The sequence below is a fragment of the Actinopolymorpha sp. B17G11 genome, from assembly GCF_040196095.1.
Classification (GTDB): Bacteria; Actinomycetota; Actinomycetes; order Propionibacteriales; family Actinopolymorphaceae; genus Thermasporomyces.
Genome location: NZ_JBEFTW010000029.1, coordinates 46283 through 72838, shown reverse-complemented (window position 1 = coordinate 72838; position 26556 = coordinate 46283). Strand labels below are relative to the sequence as shown.

Below are 26556 nucleotides of genomic sequence, written 5' to 3'. Positions count from 1 at the left end.
ATCACCTGACGGAATCTGAGGAGAATCATGAAGCGCGGCAAGACCTACCGATCGGCCGAGTCCAAGATCGACAAGGACGCGTTGTACGCACCCAGCGAGGCGGTGCGGCTGGCGAAGGAAGGCGCGGGGAAGAAGTTCGACGAGACCGTCGACGTCGCCGTGCGCCTCGGCGTCGACCCGCGCAAGGCCGACCAGATGGTGCGCGGGACGGTCAACCTTCCGCACGGTACCGGCAAGACCGCCCGCGTGCTCGTGTTCGCCGTCGGCCAGAAGGCCGAGGACGCGCTTGCGGCGGGCGCCGATCATGTCGGTTCCGACGACCTGATCGAACGCATCCAGGGTGGCTGGCTCGACTTCGACGCGGTTGTCGCGACGCCTGACCTGATGGGCCGGGTCGGTCGCCTCGGCCGGGTGCTCGGTCCCCGTGGCCTGATGCCGAACCCCAAGACCGGCACGGTGACCCCTGACGTCACCAAGGCCGTCACCGACATCAAGGGCGGCAAGATCGAGTTCCGTGTCGACCGGCACGCGAACCTGCACTTCATCATCGGCAAGGCGTCGTTCACCGAAAAGCAGCTCGGCGAGAACTACGACGCGGCGCTGGGCGAGGTGCTCCGGCTCAAGCCGTCGTCGTCGAAGGGTCGGTACGTTCGACGGATCGTCCTGTCGACGACGATGGGCCCGGGTATCCCCGTCGACCCCGCCAAGACCGTGGAGGACGCGGAGGCCGCGAACGCCTGATCGCGCGGTCTGTCTCGACGCCTCGCTACGAACGCCCTCCGCCGCGAATGCCTCCCGCGTGCCGGGGGGCGTTCGTGTATCCCGACCCGGGCCGCCTGTCATCGCCTCCTTGCAGTACGTACGAAGAGGAGGGCGAGCAGTAGCACGAACCCGAGGCCGACCGCGAGCGCGATGAACACGCCCGCAGGGAGCTGCGGAGGCGCGTCTCGATGTTGGTTCTCGTCAGTCGAGGAACCGGGCGATGTCTGCTGGAACACCGTCTGACCGCCGACCAGCAGTCGCCGCGTGCTCTCGTCGAATGTCGGTTCGCTGGCTGCTTTCCGCATCGCTTGCGCGGTGTCTGGCCACCGCCTGCGGAACTCCACATCCCCGACGTTGCGGCTGGGCACGTTGGTCAGGTCCACGCCACCGAAGACGTACGCCTTCGTAGGAGCGCTACCGCCGGGCCCCGGGATAGCGACCTGGAACTCTCCGTGCTCGTAGGAGTGGACATAGCGCCGGAAGGTGTCTTGCGGCGTCCAGTTCACGCGGAGCTTCCAGCGATCGATGCGCCCGGAGTCGATGAGGTTGTCGTAGGCGGTGCGTTGGTAGCCATGCCGGTCGCGGACCCACTCGGCGGCGACCCGGCTGAGGTAGACGCGACGAAGGGCGGCGTAGTCGGGCGCCGCGTTCACCGTCCGCTCCACGTGGGGGAGGACCATCCGGCGAAACAGCGCCTCGTTGTGGTCGGTGGCGGCCTGGGGCTGACCGGGGCAGGAGTCGTAGTGGCCGTTTCCGCGCTTCTTCAGGTACAGCGTTTCGGCCAGGACCTGTAACGGCGCATCCAGAATGTAGAGTTCGTCGCCGGTATCGCGGACCGTAGCCTGATCCGGGACGATCCACTGACGGATCGAGACGCACCTGTCCGGACCCTGGAGTTGTGCCCAGAATGCCTTGCCGAGCGGCCGTTTCGGATGGATCAACCTGGCGACGGTCTTCTTCAGCCGCAGGTCGGCTTCGAGGAGGACGCGGCCGGCGTTCGTGCGCCCGAAGTCCTTGTCGATGATCCGGTCCGGCTCGTTGGGGTTGAGGTTGACGGTGAACTTCTCCGGCCGCAACGCCAACCACACCATGAATGCATCCGACGCTTCGTCCGCATGGTGTACACCTTCCAAGGGACCACTCTTCCGAGCATCCTGTCCGGGAACGACGCTGAAGACATACAGGACCCGGCCCTTGTTGCCGCCAGGTTGATCGGAGAGGTATCGCAGTTCCAGTGTCGAGAAGTCCACTCCGCCCAGCGTGGGACTTGTGAATTCGTTGAACAGCTCTGTCAGCACCTCGGCGTAACTCGCTCGCGAGGCCTGGTTGAACAACAAGCTGGCCGAGCCGAGTACCTTCGTGAAATATGCAGTGTCGTTGCGTAGGTTGCGTTCGGCCGCAGATCGTTCCTCCGCTGTTCCGTAGCGATAACACGACGTCTTGGTCGCCCCGGCAAACTTGGATTGGACCCGCGGGCCGCAGTTGTGACCCGGAAGCGTGCAGAAGTCGAGCTCCGAGTGAATCCTGTTGATCGCCTGAGAATTTACTCCAAGATGGTCGAGCATCATTTCAATGAGCTCCTCGGCGTGCTTCCCGATCACCGACTGTCCATCAATGTCTGAGAGGTGTTTTTCTGACATCGGGTTGCCGCCACTGTCCTTGACCTGGATCAGGTTACCCACCTGGTTCCGGAACTCGAATATCGCCACCTTGGGACTGTTCTTGAAGCTTGACACGCTGGCGGTGGTTACGGTCACCCTTTCCCCATTGAGAATGCACTCGTAGATCGCGATGTTCCGCGCCTGGATCTGATATCGCACTCGGTACTGCGCGACTCGAAAGTCGAGATCACGGCTGGGTGCGGGCACGTTGCGGGTGGTGCCTCCAGATCGCGGGTCCGGCGTAAAGCGAGGGCCCGGCTGGGAATTGCTCGGGGCAGAGGAGTGCGCCGCCGCTGATGGGGGTACCGCCAGTGCTGAGGTGATGCCTACGTCCAGGAGCGCTAACGCCAGGAGAAGGGCGAGCACTGTGCGAGGGGTCCGTATGGCCTTCACATGAACCCCTCGTCAGCCTGTTCGAGCACGAGACTCCACCAGCTTTCTGGATCGGTCAGCGCTATTGGGTCCGTGACGGTGAACAGCCGACGCAGATGACCGGTGAGTGCGCGTGCTTCCTGCTGGTTGTCGGCATCTCGGAGATCCGGCAGGTGGTCATCAAAGTGGGCCAGCAAAAGGAGAAATCGCGGCAGGTCGGAGTTCACAAAGCGCTGAGGTAACAGGCCTTCGGGGTGCACAGCCCATATCTGGTGAGTACCTGACTTGATTCCGAGGGTTGCCTCAGCCTCGTCTGCTACGGCAGAGAATTCCGCCTCTCCAGCGGAGATCAGCTCTCCGAGTCGATCGTTGTCGCGGAACGTCACCAACGTCGGCGACCGCACGGGAAGGCCTACCTGAGCCAGGAAGAGGCGGACGTCCTCCGGCATGTTGTCGCGAAGGTGCTCGGTTGGAACGAGTGCCAGCCGGTCTCCCCACAGCCGCCGAACATCGCCCAGCAGGCGGCACGCCGGAGTCCCGTCCATGGAATCCTCCGTCCTCATGACGTGAACTCCGACAGGGCGTCGTCGAGTTGGCGGGCGCTGGGTTCGGTATAGAGCTTCGTTTCGCCATCACCGACGAACAGCATCGCCGGACAGAGAGCCTGCTCGGCGTCGGCGAGCGCGGTCCTCCCCACCTGCTCACCGGTGCGGGCTTCGTAGACCGTGACGTCGTACGTCGCTTCGTACATCGGAATCTCGTCGGATGCACTGTCGAACCGGCAGGTCTCGACCTGCTCGCCCACGCCGGTCTGGTCGAGGCAGGCGATCAGCTCGGCGGTCTCATTCCGCGTCGGATTCAGGGTGGCCGGTACGCGCTGCCCCGGCACTGGACGGATCAGCAGGGATTCGTAGTCCCCGCCGTACGCACCCTCCTTCTCCTTCCGGATCGCGATCCGTACCGGGGCTGGTCCGGAACCGTCATGGGGCGCGGCGGCAGGGAAGTACCCGCGCTCGGCACACGCCTCGGCGACGGTGGAGTTGTCAGGAAGTCCGTCCAGGGGGCGCGGTTTGGCCGACCAGGACCAGGCCGCGTAGCCGACTCCGCCAGCCACGACGACCAGAACGGCGAGGAGCACAACGACCAGCGCCCGCCCGGGTTCCCTCGATCCGCCTACCTGGCTCATCCCGATGCTCCCCACTCCGTACGTGTGGTCGAGGATGGCCAGCGCACGCTTACACCTGGCTTACAGCAGGAAGGCCGACGCTCGGTTAAGGTGACGGGCTAGGTGATCTTGGGGCGGCGGGGGAGCGCGATGTGGGCAAGCCGGTGGTTCGGGTGGGGGTGCTCGGCGCGGTCGGAGTCTGGCGCGACAACGACGCGTCGATGCTCTCCATGCCGGCCACCCAGCGCGGCCTGCTCGCAGCGCTCGCGCTCAGCGAGCCATCAGTAGACGCCGACCGGCTCCTCGACCTGTTGTGGGAGGAGGACCATCCCGCGAGCGGCCGCACCTGGGTGCACGTCGCGGTCAACCGGCTCCGCGCCTGGCTTCGTACGCACATGGGTGATGCCGTACGCATCGACCGCGATGCCGGCGGGTATCGACTCGCCATCCCGGGCGGCGAGTCCGACGCCCACCGGTTCACCGGCCTAGTCGCGACGGCCGCCGCCACGCACGATGCCGACGAGCGGTGCGCCCTTCTCACCAGCGCGCTGGCGTTGTGGCGCGGACCGGTCGCCGCCGACGCCCCGGATCCCGTACGCACCTGCGAGCGCGCCCAACGCCTGAACCGTGAACGCCTGGTCGCGGCCGAACAGCTGGCCGAGGCGGCACTCCGGTGCACCGTCGCGGACGACGCACTGCCACACCTGGCCACGTTGGTGGAGGAGCACCCGTTCCACGAGCGGCTGCACGCGCGCCACGCGCTGCTGCTTGCCAGCCGAGGGGAGCAGGCAGCGGCGTTCGACCTTCTGCATGGGCTGACGAGACGCCTCTCGGATGAGCTCGGCGTCGATCCTGGCGACGAGATACGCGAGGCGCATGAGCGTCTCCTGCACCAGTCCGTCGGCGGGCGCCGGCCGCCGCAGCGGAGGTCGTACGCCTCGACCTGGCGCGGCCCGCGCTGCCACCTTCACCGGCTCATCGGACGCGACCAGGACAAGCTCGCACTGCTGGGCCTCCTCGCCGCCCGGCGGCTGGTGACCGTCACCGGTGCCGGTGGCTGCGGCAAGACGACGCTGGCGCTGCGGGTGGCCGAGGACATGGCGCCGCGCTTCCCCGACGGTGTCGCGGTGGTGGCGCTTGCGGCTCTGGCGTCGGCGGAGGATGCGGTCGCGGCGCTCGGCGCGATGGTACGGATCAGCAACCCGCACGGCGACGTCCTCAGTAGCGTCGAACGCCTGCTGGCCGGACGACGCATGCTGCTGGTCCTCGACAACTGCGAGCACCTCGCCGAGGAATGTGCGGTGCTGGTCCGGCGCCTGCTCGGCTCCTGCCCGGACCTGACCGTGCTGGTGACCTCCCGCCAACCGCTCGGTGTGGCTGAGGAAGCCGTCTGGCCGCTCGAGCCGCTCGCCGTGCCTGCTGCAGGAAGCCTGCCCGACCCGGACACACCCGCGGTCTCCCTCTTTCTCGTCCGCGCGGAAGAGACCCTGCCGTCCCTCGCACTCACCGAGGACGACGATCTGTCACACGTCGCGGCGATCTGCCGGCTCCTGGACGGGCTGCCGCTCGCTGTCGAACTCGCCGCGGCCCAGCTGCGCGTGCTGGACGTCAACGAGCTGCACAAGCGGCTGAGGCACGGGATAGGGCTGTTGGAGCGGGCGAGCTCAGGCGGCGATCCACGGCACCGCACGCTCTCGGCGACAGTCGACTGGTCGTACGGCCTGCTGGGCGCGGACGAATGTCTCCTGCTTCGCCGGCTGTCCGGATTCGCCGGCGGGTTCCGGCTGGCCGATGCCGAACGGGTCTGCGGGTTCGCGCCACTGGACGAGGCGAAGGTGGCGCCTGTCCTTGCCAGGCTTGTCGAGCGTTCGCTGGTCCAGCCGCAGGGGCGCGGCGAGCAACGGCGTTTCCGGCTGTTGCAGGCGGTCAGCGTGTTCGCGGCGGAACGCCTCGCAGATGCGGGTGAGACGGTGGCCGTTGCCGATCGGCACCTGGCGCAGTGGCTCGACCGTGCACGCGGCCTCGACGGGTTGCTCCGGTACCGGGACCGGGTAGCAGCCGCGCGGGAGCTCGAGGCCGATGTTGTGAACCTCCGCAGTGCCTTGGACCATGCGTACGCCCGCGGCCGTGTCACCGAGGCGGGGGAGCTCACCGCCCGCCTCTTCGAGTTCTGGTTGACGCACCGGGCGTACCTTCGCGAAGGGGAGCGTTGGCTCGATCGCGCGTTGGCCTGCGTCGACGTCGCCGCGGTCCACGAGGTGGCTGTCCTGCTGCGCTTCCATCAGGCTATGCTGCGCGCGATCCGCGGTGACTACCTGGGAAACCTCGCCCTGATGAGCGGTATCACCGACGACCTGGCTCGGTTTCGACCCCGCGAACACCTCGAGGCGCAGGCAAACCTCCTCACCATTCGTTGCTCCTTGCTGGATCCCGAGGCGCTGGCGGATGCCGCGCGTGCCGTTGATGACGTGCGAGCGAGTTCGTACCCGGCCGCCGGAACGGTCCTCACGGCCACCGCGTCCGTGTTCACGACCTGGGGTCGCTACGACGAAGCCGCCGACGCCTGTGAACGTTACAACCGCGCTCCGGCACTCGCCGGCCGTCCACCCTCGCCCGCCCAGGAGGCGGTGCAGATCGAGGTTGCGCTATGCCGCGGCGACCTCGCAAGGGCGCGTCACGCGACCCACGCACTCTCCGCGCGGTTGTCCGAGATCACCAATCCCGCCGAACAGGAGCCGCCGCGCAGGGCGATCGCGCTCACCCACCTCGCCGCCGGTGAGTGCGAAGCGGCCAGGCGATTCCTCACCGAGGCGACGGACTTGATGCGTACTGCCTACCCGGGGCTCGGCGCGCGGCACGCTGCGTTGTGGATGCTGCTTGCCGAGGCGCACCGACGGGCCGGCGACCCCGCGGCCGGCCTGGCAGCGCTCGTCGACGGTCTGGATGCCAGCCTGGGACACTCCAACTTTCGCCACGCGCTGCCGGGCGTACTCCAGACGGCTTTGTTCGCCGCCGACCTCGGCGACTACGAGGCCAGCACGGTGCTGGCCGGCCAGTGGGACGCACTACGGCGACAGCTGGGCCTGCCCCTCCCGATCGGCCTGGAGCAAGCGGCGACGCGGCTCGGACTCGACGCCGAGCCTCCAGGCCCGCCCGATCCGGCGTACCGCTGGACCGACGCCGCGTTCACCACACTCATCGCCGACGCCCACGCATGGTGTACGAAAGCGATCCGCGGTGCTCCGCGCGGAGAACAGTGAGGGCGTCGGATAGCGAAGCCTCTCGCCGGTCGGTCAAGACTGCATGCTGTGAACCTTCGAAGTCCCTTCAGCTGGTTTCCCTGCTCGAGAACAACGCCGGTTTGCCAGGCGTACGAGGCGTTGGCAGAAGTCGTCCGCGAAGGGCTGACGCCGCTGTGGAGATCAGCGTGAGGGCGCCGGCCACCCCGAGCGCCAGCCAGGTGCTGTGACCGGTGTCGATGTCGTCGTACACCGGTGATTCTTCTGGACGGACCGCACCCTGCAGGTCGCCCAGGTCCACGAGACCGAGCAACACCAGCACGGCGACCGTCGCGACGATGGCGAGGGCGGCGAGTATCCGGCGCGCTGCTCCCTTCGTACCCAAGGAGAGGAGGACCAGCCCGCCGACCGTGACCACACCCCACAGATACCCGAGACCCTTGGAGCCGTACGACGTGAACCAGTACAGCTCCGTCTCCACGCGGCCGGCGACATAGGCCCGGTACTCCGCCCACGGCATCGCCAGCGACGCGACGAGCAACAGCATCCCGTAGCCGGCGCAGGCCACCAGGCGGAACCACCGCGGCAGGATTCGCAGGACCATGAGCCCGAGCACGAGGACGACCAGCTGGGAGAGGAAGAAGCCGCCCGTCGGGCTCATCCAGGCGGCGGCGTCGCAGTCGCCGACGTCGCCACGAACGACCAGGCGCTGGTTCGACCTGATGTCCTCGGCCCGGATCATCGCCTCCGCGCCGAGCGTGGCGCCGAACGCGACGAGCACCGCGACCAACCTGAGCGGCACGGCAACCGCCAGCCTGCCCGGCGCCCTCAACCTGCCGAAGAACTGGCTACCGACCAGGGCGCCGGCGCAGACGACGTAGATCACCGACCAGGGACGAAACTCGAATGCGTAGGCCGTCGACCCAGTGACCTCACAGCCGCTGGTGAACTCGGCTCCGGACATCCACGGCAGCGCCAGCCCCAGGAGCAGGAGGCAGAGGCCGGCCCCGCCGACGACGATGGCGGCCACGTCGTTCTGGCCGGCCGGCTCGGTCCTCATGGCGCCCCCTCCGCACAAGCGACCATCCCAGTGGAGCTGTGCGCAGTCGAGACTGGTCCGAACGGGCTAACAGCCGGCTTACAGGCCGTCGTACACAGGCCCTCGTACGTATCGGTCGGATCTGTTTGATCAGAATCCCGGCTGAGAGGACACCCGCACGGTTTGTTACGGTTGCCCGGCTTTGTCGCGGCACCAGATCAACGCGGGAGTGGACAGTGCGATCGACAGCGGGGTGGATGGCCGGTCTGGCAGTGGGACTCGGCCTGGCGCTGGGGGCGTGCGGCGGTTCGCCGGGCAGCACCGACCAACCGAAGAAGGACACCAAAGCGCGCCCTTCCGCGAGTGCGAGTCCCAGTGTCTCGGCATCGCCCAGCTCGGCCGCCAAAGGTGCCGACGTCGCCGCCGATGACGAGGCGGCGGCGAAGAGGTTCGTCCAGAAGTTCCTCGCAGCCCACGACCAGGCGATGGCCGACGGCGACTTCTCGGCCGTCACCGCCATGAGCGCCGACGAGTGCGGCAACTGCCAGATGTCGGCGACCTACTACTCCCAGTTGTACGAAGAGGGCGGCAAGGTCGAGGGCGGCACGTTCACCAAGCCCACGTTCAACGTCTCCGGCAGGGACCACGACTCGGTGGTCGTCGAGGTCAAGAGCACCGTGTCCGCTTACGAGATCGTGAGCGCCGCCGGGTCGAGCAAGAAGTTCCCCGCCAAGCCCAACGCCTCGACGTTCACGCTGAAGAAGGACGCGGACGGCACCTGGCATGTCGCGGGATGGACCTACGACTGAGCCTGGCCGCAGGAGCCCACGGGCCAGTACGCACGTACTCATCGAACCGACAGAGCGCAGGTCGGGCGCAACCACCGGACCTGTCCGTGCGTGTGCTGTTGCCGAGATCGCCGCTTCCGGCGGTCGGTCACGTGCTGTTACGGTTGGCCCGGTTTGTCGGACTGGGCGGCGAGCCGGGTCCGTGGGTCGGACGCGAAGCCGACTGCGAAGAGCCCGGCGACGACGACTTCATCCCGATGCAGGAGATCAGCTGGGAGGTCAACTACCAGGTCTTCCAGCAGTTGAACGCGCCGGCCATCCAGATCTCGCCGAATGCCCGGACCCTCATCAACCTGCCCACGATCGTCTCGACGAACTATCCAGCCGGGATCGGCCCACCCGCGACGGTCCTGTCGCAGGACCCGCCTCGGATCAGCATCCCGATCCACATCGACCGGCCGAACGGCGGACTGGACGGTGAGATCACCGCGGAAGCCGACCTCACCTGGACGTTCGAGGACGGAGGTACGGCAACCGGGCGCGGCAGGCCGTACGTCTCGGGACGACTGCCGGAGAACAACCCCGGCTTCTACGTCACGAACATCTTCGAACGCCCCGGCCAGAAGACGGTGACGCTCGACGTCAGCTGGACGGGAGACGTCACGGTGCCGCCGCTGGCGCCGGAGCAGATCGTCCCGGTGAACCTTCCGGCGGTGACCGAGGACGTCGAGGTGCTCGAGAACAGTCCCGTCCTGAGCAAGGACTGACCACCGGCCGGGTTGCGGGGGCGGTTTGGTCCCTTCGTGAACCCTCCCGTATCCTGGGCGCTGCCGAAGACCGCTGGTTGCTGCCCTCGGGTGGCTGAAGGTCCCGCGATGCGGGCGGCCCGCGCAGGCGTGACGTGGTAGCCACGTAGCAGGCGACGATCATGGGCGTACGCCCAGCACCGTCTCCCCGCTTCCGTGACAGCATGCCCCGTGCGTCTGCACGGGGCATTTCGCATCATTCGGGTCCTTCCACGACCGGCACCCGTCCTCGGGCCACCACACAGTGGAAGGAGAACCATGGCGAGGCCGGACAAGGCAACCGCCGTCGCCGAGCTCACGGACCAGTTCCGCGGATCGGGCGGCGCGGTGTTGACCGAGTACCGCGGGCTCACCGTCAAGCAACTGCAGGAGCTGCGGCGCTCGCTCGGCGACAACGCAAGCTACGCCGTGGTGAAGAACACGCTGACCAAGATCGCGGCGAAGGAAGCAGGCGTCGAGAACTTCGACGAGCTCCTGGTCGGCCCCACGGCCATCGCGTTCATCTCTGGGGACCCGGTCGAGGTCGCCAAGGGTCTGCGTGACTTCGCCAAGGCCAACCCGAGTCTTGTCATCAAGGGCGGCGTCCTGGAGGGCAAGACCCTCGCCGTCGACGAGATCACCAAGCTCGCCGACCTCGAGTCCCGCGAGGTGCTCCTCACCAAGCTCGCAGGCGCCATGCAGGCGTCGCTCGCGGGCGCGGCGTCGCTGTTCCAGGCGCCGCTGTCGCAGGCCGCGAGGCTTGCCGAAGCGCTGCGGGCGAAGGTCGAAGCCGAAGGTCCGGCTGCCGCCGGGTCGGCGGAGTCGGCCGGCGAGGCGGGCCCGGAGTCCGGGTCCGCGGGCGAGCAGGAGAGCAGCGACTCGGAGTGAGTCCTGACCTACGTACGACCACCCATCACCACGGCATCACACACGGAAGGTAACGCCACCATGGCAAAGCTCAGCACCGATGAGCTGCTCGACTCGTTCAAGGAGATGACCCTTCTCGAGCTCAGCGAGTTCGTCAAGCAGTTCGAGGACACGTTCGGCGTCACAGCGACGGCGCCGGTCGCCGTCGCCCCGGCTCCTGTCGGCGGCGGTGGCGGCGAGGCCGCGGCCGAGGAGGAGAAGGACGAGTTCGACGTCATCCTCGAGGCCGCCGGCGACAAGAAGATCCAGGTCATCAAGGAGGTCCGCGGCCTCACCAGCCTTGGTCTGAAGGAGGCCAAGGACCTGGTCGAGGGCGCGCCCAAGCCGGTCCTGGAGAAGGTCAACAAGGAAGCCGCCGACAAGGCCAAGGAAGCCCTCGAGGGCGTTGGCGCGTCGGTCTCGGTGAAGTAGGCAGCAGATCGCAGTACGCCGGCGGGTTCGACCTGCCGGGATGTGTTCTTCGCACCGAAAGGGGCGGCCACCAGGTTTCTGGTGGCCGCCCCTTCTGCTTGGTCTACGCCGTGCGACGTGAGGGGGTGGATGGGGCGCCCTCCCGAGCGGTAACTCGTACGTAACCTCACGGCGCGCTGCTCGTTGGGTGAGGTCAGGGCGTGCTGGCTGCTGTCCGCGGGGGACCCCGGTAGCCGAGGCGACCTCCATGACATCGAGGCCGTGAGCCTTTCCGACGGTGTGAGGAGTGGTCCCTTGGGGGTGGAGATCCGAGTCGAGGAGCTCACCAAGTCCTTTGGTGGGCAGGCGGTCTGGCGGGATGTCAGCCTGACGATTCCCTCGGGCGAGATCAGCGTCATGCTGGGCCCGTCCGGCACCGGGAAGTCGGTCTTCCTGAAGTGTCTTGTCGGACTCCTCAACCCCGAACGCGGTCACATCTTTATCGAGGGTCACGATATCGCCACGTGTCGTGAGCGGGAGCTGTACGAGGTACGCCGGTTGTTCGGTGTGCTCTTCCAGGATGGCGCCCTCTTCGGGTCGATGAACCTCTACGACAACGTCGCGTTTCCCCTTCGGGAACACACGAAGCGGCCCGAGTCCGAGATCCGGGCCATCGTCATGGAGAAGTTCGAGATGGTCGGGCTCCTCGGCTCCGAACGCAAACTGCCCGGCGAGATCTCCGGTGGCATGCGCAAGCGGGCCGGCCTGGCGCGCGCGCTCGTGCTCGAGCCGGAGATCGTGTTGTTCGACGAGCCCGACTCCGGCCTCGATCCCGTGCGTACGGCCTATCTCAACCAGCTCATCGTCGACCTCAACCAGCAGACAGGCGCGACGTTCCTCATCGTCACCCACGACGTCAACACCGCACGCACGGTCCCGGACAACATCGGCCTGCTCTATCACCGGCACCTCGCGATGTTCGGCCCGCGGGAGATGTGCCTGTGCTCGCAAGAACCCGTCGTACGCCAGTTCCTCAACGCGCAGAGGTTCGGACCGATCGGCATGGCGGAGGAGAAGGACGCCGACGAGCTCGCGGCAGAGCAGGCGTTGGGCGTCGAACTCCCACCACTGCCGCCGATCCCGCTGCAGCTGGAGCCGTCGAACGGCCAGCCTCGCTACACCCAACGCCCGGCCGGCCAGTGGTGTCTGGCGCATGGTGTACGCCCGCCGCCCGGTTCGTTCCAGCGCGACGTCACGACCGCGCCCGGAGCGATCGTCGGCGCCCCGACCGACACGCCCAGCGGCGGGGGATGGACATGAGCGAGCGGATCAGTGGACACAGCGTGCCTGGTGCCTCGTCTGTGTGTACAGCAAAGCGAGACGACGCATGAGTTGGCAGCTCACGGCGCCGCTTCGCGCCACGGGTAATCTCTGCGGTTTCGCGTGGGACGTCCTCAAGGTGGTGCCACGAGGACCCTTCCAGGTAAGGGAGTTCATCCGGCAGGCCTGGTTCCTCGCCAGTGTGACGATCGTGCCGACGGCTCTGGTGTCGATCCCGTTCGGTGCCGTCATCGCGTTGCAGATCGGCGGACTCATCAAGCAGTTCGGCGCCCAGTCGTTCTCGGGTGCGGCGATGGTCCTCGCCGTCGTCCGCGAGGCCTCGCCGATCGTGACCGCGCTGCTGATCGCCGGCGCGGGCGGTTCGGCGATCTGCGCCGACCTCGGCTCACGCCGGATCCGGGAGGAGATCGACGCCATGCAGGTGCTCGGCATCGATCCGCTGCAACGCCTTGTGGTCCCGCGGGTGGTCGGCGCGATGTTCGTCGCCGTCTTCCTCAACGGTCTCGTGAGTGTTGTCGGCGTCATCGGTGGCTACGTGTTCAACGTCGTCCTCCAAGGCGGCACGCCCGGTGCCTACCTCGCGTCGTTCACCGCCCTCGCCCAGTTACCGGACCTGTGGGCCGGCGAGATCAAGGCCCTGGTGTTCGGTCTGATCGCCGCGATCGTCGCGTCGTACAAGGGATTGAACGCAGGAGGGGGCCCCAAGGGCGTCGGCGACGCGGTCAACCAGTCGGTCGTCATCACGTTCATGCTGTTGTTCTTCGCCAACTTCGTGATGCAGGCGATCTACTTCCAGGTCGTCCCGCCGAAGGGGGCGTGAGCTGCGTGATCAGCCAGGGTCGGGGGTTCCAGGGGGTCGTCCCCCTGGGCAGACACCGCCAGGTCGTCCCGCCGAAGGGGGCGTGAGGCGGCGATGACCCAGATACACGTCGATCCCGCCCGGTTGGGAGCCCAACGCCGGGCTGCCAGACGCCGGGCCACCCTCCGCAGGCTGGCAGCGAAACCGGTCGACGGGCTCGACGCGCTCGGCGGCCAACTCGCCTTCTATGTCAGGGCGATCGCCTGGACACCCCGTACGCTGCGTCGCTATCGCCGTGAGGTGGGGCGGTTGCTCGCCGAGGTGAGTTTCGGCACCGGCGCGCTGGCGGTGATCGGCGGCACGGTGGGCGTCATCGCGTTCCTCGCGTTCTTCACCGGCACCGAGGTGGGCCTGCAGGGGTACGCCGCTCTGAACCAGCTCGGCACGTCGGCCTACTCCGGCTTCGTCTCGGCGTACTTCAACACCAGGGAGATCGCTCCGCTCATCGCCGGCATCGCCCTCGCCGCCACGGTCGGCTGCGGGTTCACCGCACAGCTCGGTGCGATGCGGATCAGTGAAGAGGTCGACGCGCTCGAAGTGATGGCGGTGCCGTCGCTGCCGTTCCTGGTGACCACGCGGATCATCGCCGGACTGGCCGCGGTCGTGCCGCTCTATGTCATCGGGCTCTTCTCGTCGTACTTCGCGACGAGGCTGATCGTCACCGGCTACTACGGCCAGAGTGTCGGCACCTACGACCACTACTTCCAGCTCTTCCTCCCGCCGTACGACGTGTTGTGGTCGTTCGGAAAGGTCGTCATCTTCGCGATCGTCATCATCGGAATCCACTGCTACTACGGCTACCACGCATCGGGCGGTCCGGCCGGTGTCGGCGTCGCGGTGGGTCGGGCGGTGCGTACCTCGATCGTCGCCATCAACGTCGTCGACCTGCTGGCGTCGATGGCGATCTGGGGCGCGACCACCACAGTCAGGTTGGCGGGGTAGCGATGGCCGGACGCACAGGGCACGGACGTACAGGGCACGGACGTACAGGGCACGGCAGGAGCGGCCACGACCGCAGGCGATCGGCACTCGGCGTGGGGTTCCTGCTGGTGCTGGCCCTCGTGGGCGTCCTCACCTACGCCTTCTTCGTCAAGGCGTTCACGCCGTCCGTCGACGTCACGGTGGAAACGTCCCACATCGGGCTGCAGTTGAGTCGGCATGCCGATGTCAAGATGCGTGGACTGCTGGTGGGGGAGGTGCGCGACGTCGAGTCGGACGGACGTGGGGCGCGCATCCACGTCGCACTGAAGCCCGACACGATCGACGCGATCCCGGCCAACGTACGCGTGCGGATCGTGCCCAAGACGCTCTTCGGCGAGAAGTACGTGGAACTCGTGGTGCCGCCCGACCCGGACCTGCGGCCGCTCGCGGCGGGTGATGTCATCGGCCGTGAGCGGGCCAGGGTCGACATCGAGCTCGAACAGGTCCTGGACGACACCTACCCGCTGCTGCGTACCCTCCAGCCGGCCAAGCTCAACGCCACCCTGTCGGCGCTCGCGACCGCCCTGGAAGGACGGGGCGATGACATCGGCGGCAACCTCACCCGCCTGAACGACTACCTCGGTGAGTTCAACCCGCACCTTCCGGCGCTGAAGGAGGACGTGTCGGCGCTCGCGGACGTCGCGGACGTCTACGACGAGGCGAGCCCTGACCTCGTACGCCTCCTCGCCAACGCCACCAGGACCGGCAACACGGTCGTGGTCAAACAGCGGGCGTTGGAGGACTTCCTCACCGACCTCGCCGGCACGAGCACGACGGCGCGGTACTTCCTTGCCGACAACGAGCGCTCGCTCATCCGGGTCGGCGAGGTGAGCCGCCCCACCCTCGACCTGCTGGAGACCTACTCACCGGAGTACTCCTGCCTGCTGGAAGGGATGGCGGGCTGGGTGCCGCGCTTCGAGGACGCGTTCGGCAAGGGCGACCACTTCGACGGCAGTTCGGGTGCGCTGCACATCACCCTCGAGATCGTCAACCAGAACAACGCCTACACCGACGACGACCGGCCGGCGTTCCTCGACGACCGGGGACCCGGCTGCCGCGGCTTGCCGAATCCGCCGTACACCCAGGAGAATCTGGCGCCGCGCAGCGGCGTCCAGACGGGTGTGGGCAACCAGCCGGGCCCGGGTTCGCGGGTGCCGGTATTCGACACCACGAGCGGGTACGCCGGAACGGCCGCGGAGCAACAGATCGTCGACGCCATCGTCGGACCGGCGACGGGGACCGCGCCGCAGGACGTCCCCGATATCGCCACCCTGCTCTTCGGTCCCATGGCCCGCGGAACGGAGGTGAGTGTGAAGTGACGTTCCCTGGTGTGCGGTTGCGTCCGCTGGACCGGGCGACGACGGCGGCAGCGGCGAAGCTGGTCGTCTTCGTCGTCGTGACCACGCTCGCCACGGCCCTGCTCGCACTCACCATCGCCAATGTCGGGTTGGGCGGCACCGAGGAGTACAAAGCCGTCTTCACCGACGTCACCGGTGTCGAGAAGGGCGACGACGTACGCATCGCCGGGGTACGCGTCGGCGAGGTCCGCGACATCGAGGTGCTCGACGCGGGAAGGGACGCCGGGGCCAGCGGCGCCGCGGGTGGCGAAGCGTCGGAGAGCGCAGGGTCGGCGGGCGGACCCCTGGCCGAGCTGACCTTCACCGTCGACGCCGACCAGTCACTGTCGCGCAGCACCCAGGCCGCGCTGCGGTTCCGCAACCTCGTCGGTCAGCGCTACCTGGCGTTGAGCGAAGGTGCCGGCTCGGCGGCGCCCCTGCCCGCCGGCGGCACGATCCCGGTCTCGCAGACCCAGCCGGCGCTGGACCTGACCGTGCTCTTCGACGGGTTCAAGCCGTTGTTCGCCGCGCTGTCGCCGCAGGACGTCAACAAACTGGCGTACGAAATCATCCAGGTCCTCCAGGGCGAGGCCGGCACCGTCGAGAGCCTCCTGGCGCACACCGCATCCCTGACCACCACGCTCGCCGACAAGGACAAGGTGCTCGGCGACCTCATCGACAACCTCAACGTCGTGCTCGCCACCGTGGCCGACCGGGACCAGAAGCTCACCCAGCTCATCTTCGAGCTCCAGCGGTTCGTCTCCGGGCTCGCCGCCGACCGGGAGGCGATCGGCGACTCGCTCGGCTCGATCGTCGCCCTCAACGAGCAGACCGCCGGCCTGCTGGAGGACGGCCGCGGTGACCTGAAGGCCGACATCGCCGAGCTGGGCAAGGTCGCCGGCACCCTCGAGGACAACGGACCGATCGTCGAGCGCACGTTGCAGAACATGCCGCCGAAGCTCACCGCGCTGACCCGCACAGCGACCTACGGCTCGTGGTTCAACTTCTACCTCTGCGACTTCGACGGCAGGGTCGTGCTGCCCACCGGCCAGGAACTGCCGCGCGCCGGGCTGCACGTCGACGCCGCGAGGTGCCAGCGATGAGGGGCCGCGCCGCGCGCAACCCGGTGACGACCGGGGTGGTCGGCCTTGCCGTCATCGCCGCCCTGCTGTACGCCGCGTTCAACGCCGCGGATCTGCCGTTCATCGGAGGTGGCACGACGTACGCCGCCCAGTTCACCGAGGCCGGCGGGATCCGGGTCGACGACGAGGTACGCGTGGCAGGCGTCAAGGTCGGTGCCGTCCGCGCGGTCGAGTTGGCCGGCGACCACGTGCGGGTCGAGTTCAAGGTCGAGGACCGGGACGTACGCCTCGGCGCCGAGACCGGTGCCGCGATCCGGATCCGGACCCTGCTCGGCCGCAAGTACCTCGCCCTCGCCCCCGCCGGCACGGGCGAGCTCGACCCTGACAAGGAGATCCCGCGCTCACGCACGGTCGCTCCGTACGACGTGGTCGAGGCGTTCAGTGATCTCACCACGACGACGGAGAGCATCGACACGGCCCAGCTGGCGAAGGCGCTCGACACGTTGAGCACGACGTTCGCGGACACGCCGGAGGAGGTGCGCGGCTCGCTCGAGGGCCTGTCGAGGCTTTCCCGCACGATCGCCTCCCGTGACAAGCAGCTGCAGGCTCTGCTGGCCCGGGCCAACACCGTCTCCAAGGTGCTGTCCGACCGCGACCAGGAGCTGGCGAAGCTGATCCGCGACGGCGACCTGCTGCTGAAGGAGGTCCGTGCCCGCCGCGCGCTCATCCACCAGCTGCTCGTCACCACGCAGGAACTGTCCCTGCAGATCACCGGCCTGGTCGAGGACAACCGCAGGCAGCTCGAACCCGCGCTCCAGCGCCTCGCGGCGGTGGTGAAGCTGCTCCGCGACAACCAGGAACACCTCGACAAGAGCATCGAGCTGCTCGCGCCGTTCCTGCGGGTCTTCGCCAACACGGTCGGCACCGGACCGTGGTTCGACACCTACATCCCCAACCTGGTCCCGTTGCCGGGCACGCCGCGGCTGCCTGGCCTGCCGGATGGGACGGGTTCGCTGCCTGATGGCGCGGCCGGAAACGGAGGCGGCCGATGACCTGGTCCGAACCCCGCCTCTCGTTCGTACGCCGGTTCTCCCGTGGCACCCACGCCCTCGCGGTCGTCGTCGCGCTGGCGGTCGTCGCGACCCTCACCTACGCCCTGTGGCCGGACGAGCCGCGCAAGCGACTCACCGCGCACTTCCCCCGGACGGTCGGGCTCTACGAGGGATCCGACGTCCGCGTCCTCGGCGTCCCGATCGGCCGGGTCGAGCGGGTCGTACCCGACGGTCGGGCGGTCCGGGTGGAGATGACCTACGAGGCGGAGTACGACATCCCGGCCGACGCCAGGGCCGCGGTCATCTCTCCGTCGATCGTCAGCGACCGTTATGTCCAGCTCACACCGGTCTACCGCAAGGGTCCGGTCCTCGCCGACGGTGCCGAGATCGCGCTCGACCAGACGGCGGTGCCGGTCGAGCTGGACCGGATCTATGCGAGCCTCGACGACCTCGCCGTCGCCCTGGGGCCGGAGGGGGCCAACAAGGACGGCTCACTGTCGCGGCTGCTGCGGGTGGGCGCGGACAACCTCGACGGTCAGGGGGAGAAGCTGCACGGCACCATCGGCGACCTCTCCGACGCCACGCAGACGCTCTCGGGGTCCCGGGACGATCTCTTCGCGACCGTACGCCAGCTGCAGCAGTTCACCAGCACCCTCGCCGCCAACGACGCTCAGGTCCGGGAGTTCAACACCGACCTGGCCGCGGTCGCCGACCAGCTGGCCGCCGAGCGTGGTGACCTGCAGCTCGCCCTCGACCACCTCGCGAAGGCACTGACGGAGATCTCGACGTTCGTCCGCGACAACCGCGGGGAGCTTCGGGCCAACGTCGACGGCCTCACCGAGCTCTCCAAGACCCTGGTGAAGCAGCAGGACGCCCTGCGTGAGGCACTCGACGTCGGGCCGGTCGCGCTCGCCAACCTCGACCATGCCTACAACGCCCAGACCGGCACGCTGGACACCCGCGACAACTTCGCCCAGCTCGACGATCCCGGTCTGTACCTCTGCTCGCTGCTGCTGCAGGCCGGTCAGCCGCAGTCGGTGTGCGACGACCTGCGCGGGGTCCTCGACGACCTTCCCCTGCCCGAGGTGCCCGGCGGGGTGGCGTCCCGGGTCCCCAGCGGTACCGCCGGACAGCCTCCGCGTGACCTGACGTTGGGGGGAATCCTGCGATGAGCCGCCTACTCAGCTGCGTTCGCCGGACGGTCCTCGCCGTCCTCGCGGGTGGGCTGCTCGCCGGATGCGCGTTCTCGGCGTACGACCTGCCCCTGCCGGGAGGTGCAGGCCCGGGCGGCGACAGCTACCAGGTCACCGTCCGGTTCGCCGATGTCCTCGACCTGGTTCCCCGCTCCGCGGTGAAGGTCAACGACGTCACCGTCGGCGAGGTCGAGGAGATCTGGCTCGACGGCTTCACGGCCAACGCCAGGCTCCGGCTCGACCGGTCCGTACGCCTGCCCGACAACGCGACGGCACAGATCCGCCAGACCAGCCTGCTGGGGGAGAAGTTCGTCTCCGTCTCCGCTCCGCGCGGCGGCCAGCGGTCCTACGGCCGGCTCGCGGACGGCGACGTCATCCCGCTCGCCCGGACCGGCCGCAGCGTCGAGGTCGAGGAGGTGCTCTCCGCGCTGTCCCTGCTGCTCAACGGCGGCGGCGTCGCGCAACTCAAGACCATCAACGTCGAGCTCACCAAGGCCATGGACGGCCGCGAGACCGACATCAACCAGCTGCTCCGCCGGCTCGACACGTTCGTCGGCGAGCTGGACGCGCACAAGCGGGAGATCAGCCGGGCGATCGACAGTCTCGACCGGCTCTCGGCGTCGCTCGCCAAGCAGCGGAGGACGATCGGGACCACCGTCGACGAACTGCCGGCCGCGCTGACGATCCTCGCCGACCAACGGGAGGACCTCACCCGGATGCTGGTGGAGCTGTCCAGGCTGGGCGACGTCGGCACCCGGGTGATCGAGGGGACCCGTGCGGACCTGCTCGCCAACCTCGAAGCCCTCGCGCCGATCCTCACCGAGCTGGCCAGGGCTGGCGACAGCCTGCCGAAGTCGCTGGAGTTGCTGTTCACCTATCCGTTCGCCGATTCGGCCGCCGACGCCGTGCAGGGTGACTACACCAACCTGCAGATCACGCTCGACGCCGACCTCGAGGGCCTGCTGTCGGGCTCGACACCGCCACCGCTGCCCCAGGTGCCGCAGCCTTCCGACGACGACCCGACGTCGCTGCCGACCGACGTCCCCACCCTCCTTCCGCTCCCGCCGCTCGGTGGTTCCGGTGCCTCGAGCGAGGACCAGTCCGACCTGACCGACCTGCTGTTGGGAGGCCTGGGATGACGACGAGGACGGTACGCATCCAGCTGGTGCTGTTCGTGATCCTCACTCTGGTCGGCGTGTCGATCGCGGGTTCCCGGTACGCCGGGATCGGGGAGGCGCTGTTCGGTGGCCAGCAGCGGGTCCGCGCCGAGTTCGCCGACGCGGGCGGGATCTTCGAGGGCGCCGAGGTCACCTACCGCGGCGTCGGCGTCGGCCGGGTGACAGAGCTCGCCCCGACCAGCACCGGTGTCGAGGTGACCCTCGCGTTGGAGCCAGCGGCCCGCGTACCAGCCGACACCCTCGCGGTGGTCGCCAACCGGTCGGCGATCGGCGAGCAGTACGTCGATCTCCAGCCCCGCGGGTCCGGCGGCCCGTACCTCCGCGACGGTTCGGTCATCGCGCGCGCCGACACCCGCACCCCGCTGTCGACCACTGCCCTGCTGCTCGACCTCGACCGGTTGGTCGCGTCGGTGCCGCGGCAGGACCTCGTCACGGTGATCGACGAGCTGGGCACCGCCTTCCGCGGCACCGGCCCCGACCTGTCCCGCCTCGTCGACGCGGGCAACGCGCTGGTCGAGAGCGCGGACGCGAATCTGACGCAGACCGTCGACCTGATCGAGGATGGTCGTACGGTCCTCGACACCCAGCGCGAGTCCGGCAGCGCGATCACGAGCTTCTCGGCCGACCTCGCCGACCTGTCCGACACCCTCGTCGAAGCCGACCCCGACCTGCGGACGACCCTCGACTCGGGTGTGGCGACCGCCCACCAACTGCAGGCGCTGATCGACGAGAACGCCGGCGACGTGCCGGTCCTGCTCGGCAATCTCCTCACCACGGGCCAGATCGTCCGGGCCCGGCTCGACGGGGTCCAGCACATCCTGATCCTGTACCCCTACGTCGTACGCGGCGGCTACACCGTCATCGCCCCAGACCCGAAGACCGGCGACTACACCGCACATTTCGGGCTCCAGCTCGGACCGGTTCCCGCTGCCTGCCGGAAGGGCTACGAGAGCACCCACAAACGTCCGCCCGAGCAGGTCGAACCCACCCCCGCCAACGTCGACGCCAGGTGCGACGACCGCACGAGAAACAAACGAGGTGCCCAGTTCGCACCGCCCTCCGCACCTGAGGGTGGTGACGACGACACGTACGCTGCCGCGGCGTACGACCCGGCAAGCGGTAGGGTCCGGCTGCCGGACGGCGGATCCGCACGTGTCGGCTCACTCGGGGGGCAGCGCAGCGCCTTTGGAGAGGATTCGTGGAAGTGGCTGCTGATCGGACCGCTCACCCAGTGAAGGACGGCGTCGGCGCCGAGCCGGCCGTCGACGAGGCGGCGGCCAACGAGTCTGCCGTGGCCAACGCGGTGGGTGACCAGCCCACCGCCGCCCAGTCTGTTGCGCCGCTCGCCGGCCATGCGGAGTCGGGCGACGAGGCGGTCCATGCCCGCCGGGTCAGGAACGTCCTCGTCGGCGTCCTCGCGGGCCTGTTCGTCATCGCGCTGGTCGGCGCGGCGATCCTCGGCCAGCGAGTCGCCGCGGCGCAGGACGAGGAGCGCCTGCGTACCGAAGCCGTCCACGCCGCCCGGCAACTCGTCGTCAACTTCACGACCGTCGACCACCGGTCGTTCGACAAGAGCACGAAGGGTGTGCTGGCGCTGTCGGCCGGCGACTTCCGCCAGCAGTACGCCAATGCGTCCAAGGAGCTCGAGCAGCTCGTCAAGGAGAACAAGACCGTCTCCTCCGGCAAGGTCCTCTATGCCGGCGTCGTGAGTTTCGACCCCGACTCGGCGCGCGTTCTGGTCGTGGCCGACGCCGACGTCACCAATGTCGCGGCCGACAAGCCGCAGCTGCGCACCTACCGCCTGCAGCTCGACCTGAGCCGGGAGCCTGACGGCTGGCGGGTCGTCGACCTGTCGTTCGTCGGATGAGGGGTCGGGAGCGGGCCGTGAGCGGTTCAACGGAGCATCGGGACGAAGGGAGCTGGCGGCAATGAGCGCGAGCACGTACATCCAGCCGGCGGAGGGCCCGCCGCCGCCCCCCGGAGGGAAGAGCTGGCTGCCGGTCGCCCTGGTCATCGGGCTCGCCGTGGGCGTGGTCGTCGCGCTGCTGGCGTGTGCCGCCCTCGGCTACCGCGCGCACGCGGCGAGCCAGCTGGACACGGCCCGGTCGGAAGGACTGGACGCCGCCAGGTCCGCGGCACCGGTGTTCATGGCGTACGACTTCCGCCATCTCGACCGCGACTTCTCCCGGGCGCGGAAGCTACTCACGGGCGAGTTCCGCAAGGAGTACGCCTCCACCACCGCACGGGTCGTCAAGCCGACCGCCGCCAAGACCCGGGCGGTGGTGGTCGCCGAGGTGCGGGCATCGTCGGTGGTGTCGGCGACGCCTGACCGGGTGGTCGCGCTGCTGTTCGTCAACCAGACGACGACCAGCAACCGCGCGGACGAACCGCGCACCGACCTGAACCGGGTTCTCATGACGGTCGAGCGGGTCAATGACCGGTGGCTCGTCAGCAAGGTCGACGCGCTCTGAGGCATCACCCGCGCCTTCCGGGCAACTAGCTCAAGTCGGGCGGTACGCACGGGCGAAAGGCCGGCAAACGGTCGCCGGGATGCTTGACGTGGCCTCACAGTAGGGCTCATGCTCGGCGAATAGGTCGTATCGGGGTCGGCAGGACTCCCCGCATTGGTGTCGGGCGACGGAGCAGTGGCAAGTCCAAAGAAATCTGAGGGGACTAGACAGCAGTGGGCGCTGTAGCTACACTGTCGCTTTGCCCTGCCTTCCGACCGCGCCTGGGAAATTCTTAGGTCGGTCCGGCATGTGAGAGACCCGCCATCTGCGAGATGAGCCGCAAGCCTCGGAAGGACCCCTTTTGGCCGCTTCGCGCACCAATGCGTCCACCACGTCCGCCCGTCCGAACAACTCCACCCGCGTCGAACCACCGCGCCGGATTTCGTTCGCCAAGATCAAGGAGCCTGCCGAGGTTCCCGACCTGCTCGCGCTGCAGGTCGAGAGTTTCGACACCCTGGTCGGCAACGACAGCTGGCAGGCCCGGGTGGCCGAAGCCCTCGAACAGGGCCGCACGGACGTTCCCGGCAAGTCCGGCCTCGAGGAGATCTTCGAGGAGATCTCCCCGATCGAGGACTTCTCGGGAACCATGTCCCTGTCGTTTCGCGATCATCGGTTCGAGCCGCCGAAGAACTCCGTCGACGAGTGCAAGGACCGCGACTTCACCTACGCCGCGCCCCTGTTCGTCACCGCGGAGTTCATGAACAACGAGACCGGCGAGATCAAGTCCCAGACCGTGTTCATGGGCGACTTCCCGCTCATGACGCCCAAGGGGACGTTCGTGATCAACGGCACCGAGCGTGTCGTGGTCAGCCAGCTCGTCCGTTCGCCCGGCGTCTACTTCGAGCGCGTACCCGACAAGACGTCCGACAAGGACGTCTTCACCGCCAAGATGATCCCCTCGCGGGGTGCTTGGCTCGAGTTCGAGGTCGACAAGCGCGACACCGTAGGCGTACGCCTCGACCGCAAACGCAAGCAGAACGTCACCGTCCTCCTGAAGGCGCTCGGCTGGACCGACGCGCAGATCCTCGAGGAGTTCGGCGACTACGAGTCGATGCGGCTCACCCTGGAGAAGGACCACACCTCCGGCCAGGATGACGCGCTGCTCGACATCTACCGCAAGCTGCGGCCAGGTGAGCCACCCACCCGGGAGGCAGCCCAGGCGCTGCTGGAGAACTACTACTTCAACCCGAAGCGGTACGACCTCGCCAAGGTCGGTCGCTACAAGATCAACAAGAAGCTCGGGTTGGAGCTGCCCCACGACCAGTCGGTGCTCACGATCGACGACATCGTGGCCGCCATCCGTTACCTCGTCGCGCTGCACGAGGGGCGGACCGAGCTGCCCGCACCGCAGGGTCCGATCGTGGTCGAGGACGACGACATCGACCACTTCGGCAACCGGCGCCTGCGCACGGTCGGCGAGCTGATCCAGAACCAGCTCCGCACCGGCCTCGCCAGGATGGAGCGGGTCGTCCGCGAGCGGATGACGACCCAGGACGTCGAGGCGATCACGCCGCAGACCCTGATCAACATCCGCCCGGTGGTCGCGGCGCTGAAGGAGTTCTTCGGCACCTCCCAGCTGAGCCAGTTCATGGACCAGACCAACCCGATCGCCGGGCTGACGCACAAGCGGCGGCTCTCCGCGCTCGGGCCCGGTGGTCTGTCCCGTGACCGGGCCGGCATGGAGGTCCGTGACGTCCACCACTCCCACTACGGCCGGATGTGCCCGGTGGAGACGCCCGAGGGGCCGAACATCGGTCTGATCGGGTCACTCGCCACCTACGGCCGGGTCAACCCGTTCGGCTTCGTGGAGACGCCCTACCGCAAGGTGGTCGACGGTCGGGTCACCGACCAGGTCGAATACCTCACGGCCGACGAGGAAGACCGCTACGTCATCGCCCAGGCCAACGCGCTGTTGAACGCCGACAGTACGTTCGCCGAGGACCGCGTTCTGGTCCGCAAGCGGCACGGTGAGGTCGACGCGATCGCCGCCGCCGAGGTGCAGTACATGGACGTCTCGCCGCGGCAGATGGTCTCGGTCGCGACGGCGATGATCCCGTTCCTCGAACACGACGACGCCAACCGCGCACTCATGGGTTCCAACATGCAACGCCAGGCGGTGCCGTTGATCCGTTCGGAGTCGCCGTTGGTCGGCACCGGCATGGAATACCGTGCCGCCGTCGACGCCGGTGAGGTCGTGACGGCCGAGAAGCCCGGTGTGGTCCGCGAGGCCTGCGCCGACTTCGTCGAGGTCGCCAACGACGACGGGACCTACCAGACCTACCGGTTGGCCAAGTTCCGTCGTTCCAACGCCGGGACCAACATCAACCAGCGGCCGCTGGTGTCCGAAGGCTCTCGGGTCGAGGTCGGCACGGTCATCGCCGACGGCCCGTGCACCGAGAACGGCGAGATGGCGCTGGGGCGCAACCTGCTGGTCGCGTTCATGTCGTGGCAGGGTCACAACTACGAAGACGCGATCATCCTGTCCCAGCGGATCGTGGAGGAGGACATCCTCACCTCGATCCACATCACCGACCACGAGGTCGACGCCCGCGACACCAAGCTGGGTCCGGAGGAGATCACCCGGGACATCCCGAACGTCTCCGAGGAGATGCTCGGTGATCTCGACGAGCGCGGCATCATCCGGATCGGCGCCGAGGTGACCACTGGGGACATCCTCGTCGGGAAGGTCACACCGAAGGGCGAGACAGAGCTGACGCCAGAAGAGCGGCTGCTCCGTGCGATCTTCGGAGAGAAGGCGCGGGAGGTCCGCGACACCTCGATGAAGGTGCCGCACGGCGAGAGCGGCACGGTGATCAAGCACCGGGTCTTCGACCGTGAGGAAGGCGACGAACTGCCGCCGGGTGTCAACCAGCTCGTTCGCGTCCACGTCGCCCAGAAGCGCAAGGTGCAGGACGGCGACAAGCTCGCCGGCCGGCACGGCAACAAGGGCGTCATCGCCAAGATCCTTCCGGTGGAGGACATGCCATTCCTCGAGGACGGCACGCCGGTCGACATCATCCTCAACCCGTTGGGCGTGCCCGCGCGGATGAACGTCGGCCAGGTGCTCGAGACGCACCTCGGGTGGGTCGCGAACGCCGGCTGGAAGATCGAGGGCGACGACGAGGACTGGAAGTCCAGGCTCGCGGCGATCGGCGCGGCCGAGGCGGAGTCCGGCACCAACGTCGCGACACCGGTGTTCGACGGTGCTCGCGAGGAGGAGATCACCGGGCTCCTGTCGTCGACCCTGCCCAACCGTGACGGCAACCGCATGGTGGCCCCTGACGGCAAGGCGAGGCTGCTCGACGGTCGGTCGGGGGAGCCGTTCCCCGAGCCGGTCGCGGTCGGCTACATCTACATGCTGAAGCTCAACCACCTGGTCGACGACAAGATCCACGCCAGGTCGACCGGCCCGTACTCCATGATCACTCAGCAGCCGCTGGGTGGTAAGGCGCAGTTCGGTGGTCAGCGCTTCGGCGAGATGGAGGTGTGGGCGCTCGAGGCCTACGGTGCCGCCTACGCCTTGCAGGAGCTGCTCACGATCAAGTCCGACGACGTCATGGGCCGGGTCAAGGTCTACGAAGCCGTCGTCAAGGGCGAGAACATCCCTGAACCCGGCATTCCGGAGTCGTTCAAGGTGCTCGTCAAGGAAATGCAGGCGCTCTGCCTCAACGTCGAGGTGCTCTCCAGCGACGGCATGGCCGTGGAGATGCGCGACAGCGAGGAAGACGTCTTCCGCGCAGCGGAAGAGCTCGGAATCGACCTGACCCGGCGTGAGCCGAGCAGCGTCGAGGAGGTTTGACGGCGGCCTGGCCGGACGATCGCGGGTTGTGCGACGTCCGGCCAGACCACCGACTTTGAGCGAATCCACAGTGCTGGCCCGGGGGGCAACCCCCGG

22 protein-coding genes are annotated in these 26556 nt (G+C 68.1%); 18 read left to right on the top strand and 4 right to left on the bottom strand.

The features are described 5' to 3' along the window. Positions 1 to 27 precede the first annotated feature (27 nt). Entirely contained in the window at positions 28 to 741 is a 714-nt protein-coding gene (gene rplA, locus ABN028_RS25540; RefSeq protein ID WP_349326695.1) for a 50S ribosomal protein L1, read from the top strand. Between the two features lie 98 nt (positions 742 to 839). Here the strand turns inward: rplA and ABN028_RS25535 are convergent, their stop codons facing one another. The 3 genes from ABN028_RS25535 to ABN028_RS25525 all read right to left on the bottom strand — a co-directional run bounded on the left by ABN028_RS25535 (position 840) and on the right by ABN028_RS25525 (position 3981). Next, positions 840 to 2519 (bottom strand): nucleic acid/nucleotide deaminase domain-containing protein, encoded by a 1680-nt coding sequence (locus ABN028_RS25535; RefSeq protein ID WP_349698382.1) that lies wholly within the window; start codon positions 2517 to 2519, stop codon positions 840 to 842. Between the two features lie 293 nt (positions 2520 to 2812). Continuing rightward, positions 2813 to 3340: an SUKH-4 family immunity protein gene (locus ABN028_RS25530; RefSeq protein WP_349698381.1), complete on the bottom strand. Its 528-nt coding sequence runs from the start codon at positions 3338 to 3340 to the stop codon at positions 2813 to 2815. A 14-nt stretch (positions 3341 to 3354) separates the two neighbouring features. After that, positions 3355 to 3981 carry a hypothetical protein gene (locus ABN028_RS25525; RefSeq protein WP_349698380.1) on the bottom strand — a complete coding sequence of 209 codons (627 nt, stop codon included), beginning with the start codon at positions 3979 to 3981 and terminating at the stop codon, positions 3355 to 3357. 131 nt (positions 3982 to 4112) lie between these two features. On the opposite strand from ABN028_RS25525, the gene ABN028_RS25520 reads away from it, so the two are divergent. Then, the gene (locus tag ABN028_RS25520) at positions 4113 to 7220 is read left to right on the top strand and encodes an AfsR/SARP family transcriptional regulator (RefSeq protein WP_349698379.1); all 3108 of its coding nucleotides are present in this window, start codon (positions 4113 to 4115) and stop codon (positions 7218 to 7220) included. Positions 7221 to 7287: 67 nt separating this feature from the next. On the opposite strand, the gene ABN028_RS25515 is transcribed toward ABN028_RS25520, so the two are convergent. After that, a complete protein-coding gene (locus tag ABN028_RS25515; RefSeq protein WP_349698378.1) occupies positions 7288 to 8259 on the bottom strand; it encodes a hypothetical protein in 972 nt (323 codons plus the stop codon). Positions 8260 to 8474: 215 nt separating this feature from the next. Here ABN028_RS25515 and ABN028_RS25510 point away from each other — a divergent pair, with 215 nt between their 5' ends. From ABN028_RS25510 to rpoB, 16 genes are all read left to right on the top strand, one after another. Then, positions 8475 to 9047 (top strand): DUF6318 family protein, encoded by a 573-nt coding sequence (locus tag ABN028_RS25510; protein WP_349698377.1) that lies wholly within the window; start codon positions 8475 to 8477, stop codon positions 9045 to 9047. A 131-nt stretch (positions 9048 to 9178) separates the two neighbouring features. Then, positions 9179 to 9793: a hypothetical protein gene (locus ABN028_RS25505; RefSeq protein WP_349698376.1), complete on the top strand. Its 615-nt coding sequence runs from the start codon at positions 9179 to 9181 to the stop codon at positions 9791 to 9793. A 297-nt stretch (positions 9794 to 10090) separates the two neighbouring features. Further along, the gene (rplJ, locus tag ABN028_RS25500; RefSeq protein WP_349698375.1) at positions 10091 to 10699 is read left to right on the top strand and encodes a 50S ribosomal protein L10; all 609 of its coding nucleotides are present in this window, start codon (positions 10091 to 10093) and stop codon (positions 10697 to 10699) included. A 60-nt stretch (positions 10700 to 10759) separates the two neighbouring features. Continuing rightward, the gene (gene rplL, locus ABN028_RS25495) at positions 10760 to 11149 is read left to right on the top strand and encodes a 50S ribosomal protein L7/L12 (protein ID WP_349326707.1); all 390 of its coding nucleotides are present in this window, start codon (positions 10760 to 10762) and stop codon (positions 11147 to 11149) included. A 294-nt stretch (positions 11150 to 11443) separates the two neighbouring features. Continuing rightward, positions 11444 to 12448 (top strand): ABC transporter ATP-binding protein, encoded by a 1005-nt coding sequence (locus ABN028_RS25490; RefSeq protein WP_349326708.1) that lies wholly within the window; start codon positions 11444 to 11446, stop codon positions 12446 to 12448. 67 nt (positions 12449 to 12515) lie between these two features. Further along, positions 12516 to 13289, top strand: coding sequence for an MlaE family ABC transporter permease (locus ABN028_RS25485; RefSeq protein WP_349326709.1), 774 nt, complete (start codon positions 12516 to 12518; stop codon positions 13287 to 13289). Between the two features lie 93 nt (positions 13290 to 13382). Further along, positions 13383 to 14270: an MlaE family ABC transporter permease gene (locus ABN028_RS25480; protein WP_349698374.1), complete on the top strand. Its 888-nt coding sequence runs from the start codon at positions 13383 to 13385 to the stop codon at positions 14268 to 14270. A 92-nt stretch (positions 14271 to 14362) separates the two neighbouring features. Further along, positions 14363 to 15628: an MCE family protein gene (locus ABN028_RS25475; protein ID WP_349326712.1), complete on the top strand. Its 1266-nt coding sequence runs from the start codon at positions 14363 to 14365 to the stop codon at positions 15626 to 15628. After that, on the top strand, positions 15625 to 16749 hold the full coding sequence (locus ABN028_RS25470; RefSeq protein ID WP_349698373.1) for an MCE family protein: 1125 nt from the start codon (positions 15625 to 15627) through the stop codon (positions 16747 to 16749). Before ABN028_RS25475 ends, ABN028_RS25470 begins: the two co-directional genes overlap by 4 nt. Beyond that, positions 16746 to 17780 (top strand): MCE family protein, encoded by a 1035-nt coding sequence (locus ABN028_RS25465; protein ID WP_349698372.1) that lies wholly within the window; start codon positions 16746 to 16748, stop codon positions 17778 to 17780. The genes ABN028_RS25470 and ABN028_RS25465 overlap by 4 nt, the downstream gene beginning before the upstream one ends. Then, complete coding sequence (locus ABN028_RS25460) at positions 17777 to 18952, top strand: MCE family protein (protein ID WP_349698371.1); 1176 nt, start codon at positions 17777 to 17779, stop codon at positions 18950 to 18952. The genes ABN028_RS25465 and ABN028_RS25460 overlap by 4 nt, the downstream gene beginning before the upstream one ends. Then, positions 18949 to 20112 (top strand): MCE family protein, encoded by a 1164-nt coding sequence (locus ABN028_RS25455; RefSeq protein WP_349698370.1) that lies wholly within the window; start codon positions 18949 to 18951, stop codon positions 20110 to 20112. Before ABN028_RS25460 ends, ABN028_RS25455 begins: the two co-directional genes overlap by 4 nt. Continuing rightward, on the top strand, positions 20109 to 21386 hold the full coding sequence (locus tag ABN028_RS25450; RefSeq protein WP_349698369.1) for an MlaD family protein: 1278 nt from the start codon (positions 20109 to 20111) through the stop codon (positions 21384 to 21386). The genes ABN028_RS25455 and ABN028_RS25450 overlap by 4 nt, the downstream gene beginning before the upstream one ends. Then, complete coding sequence (locus tag ABN028_RS25445; protein ID WP_349326720.1) at positions 21356 to 22018, top strand: Rv1363c family protein; 663 nt, start codon at positions 21356 to 21358, stop codon at positions 22016 to 22018. The genes ABN028_RS25450 and ABN028_RS25445 overlap by 31 nt, the downstream gene beginning before the upstream one ends. 61 nt (positions 22019 to 22079) lie before the next feature. After that, complete coding sequence (locus ABN028_RS25440; protein ID WP_349698368.1) at positions 22080 to 22622, top strand: Rv1363c family protein; 543 nt, start codon at positions 22080 to 22082, stop codon at positions 22620 to 22622. Between the two features lie 340 nt (positions 22623 to 22962). Further along, positions 22963 to 26460 carry a DNA-directed RNA polymerase subunit beta gene (gene rpoB, locus ABN028_RS25435; RefSeq protein ID WP_502877548.1) on the top strand — a complete coding sequence of 1166 codons (3498 nt, stop codon included), beginning with the start codon at positions 22963 to 22965 and terminating at the stop codon, positions 26458 to 26460. Positions 26461 to 26556 lie beyond the last annotated feature (96 nt).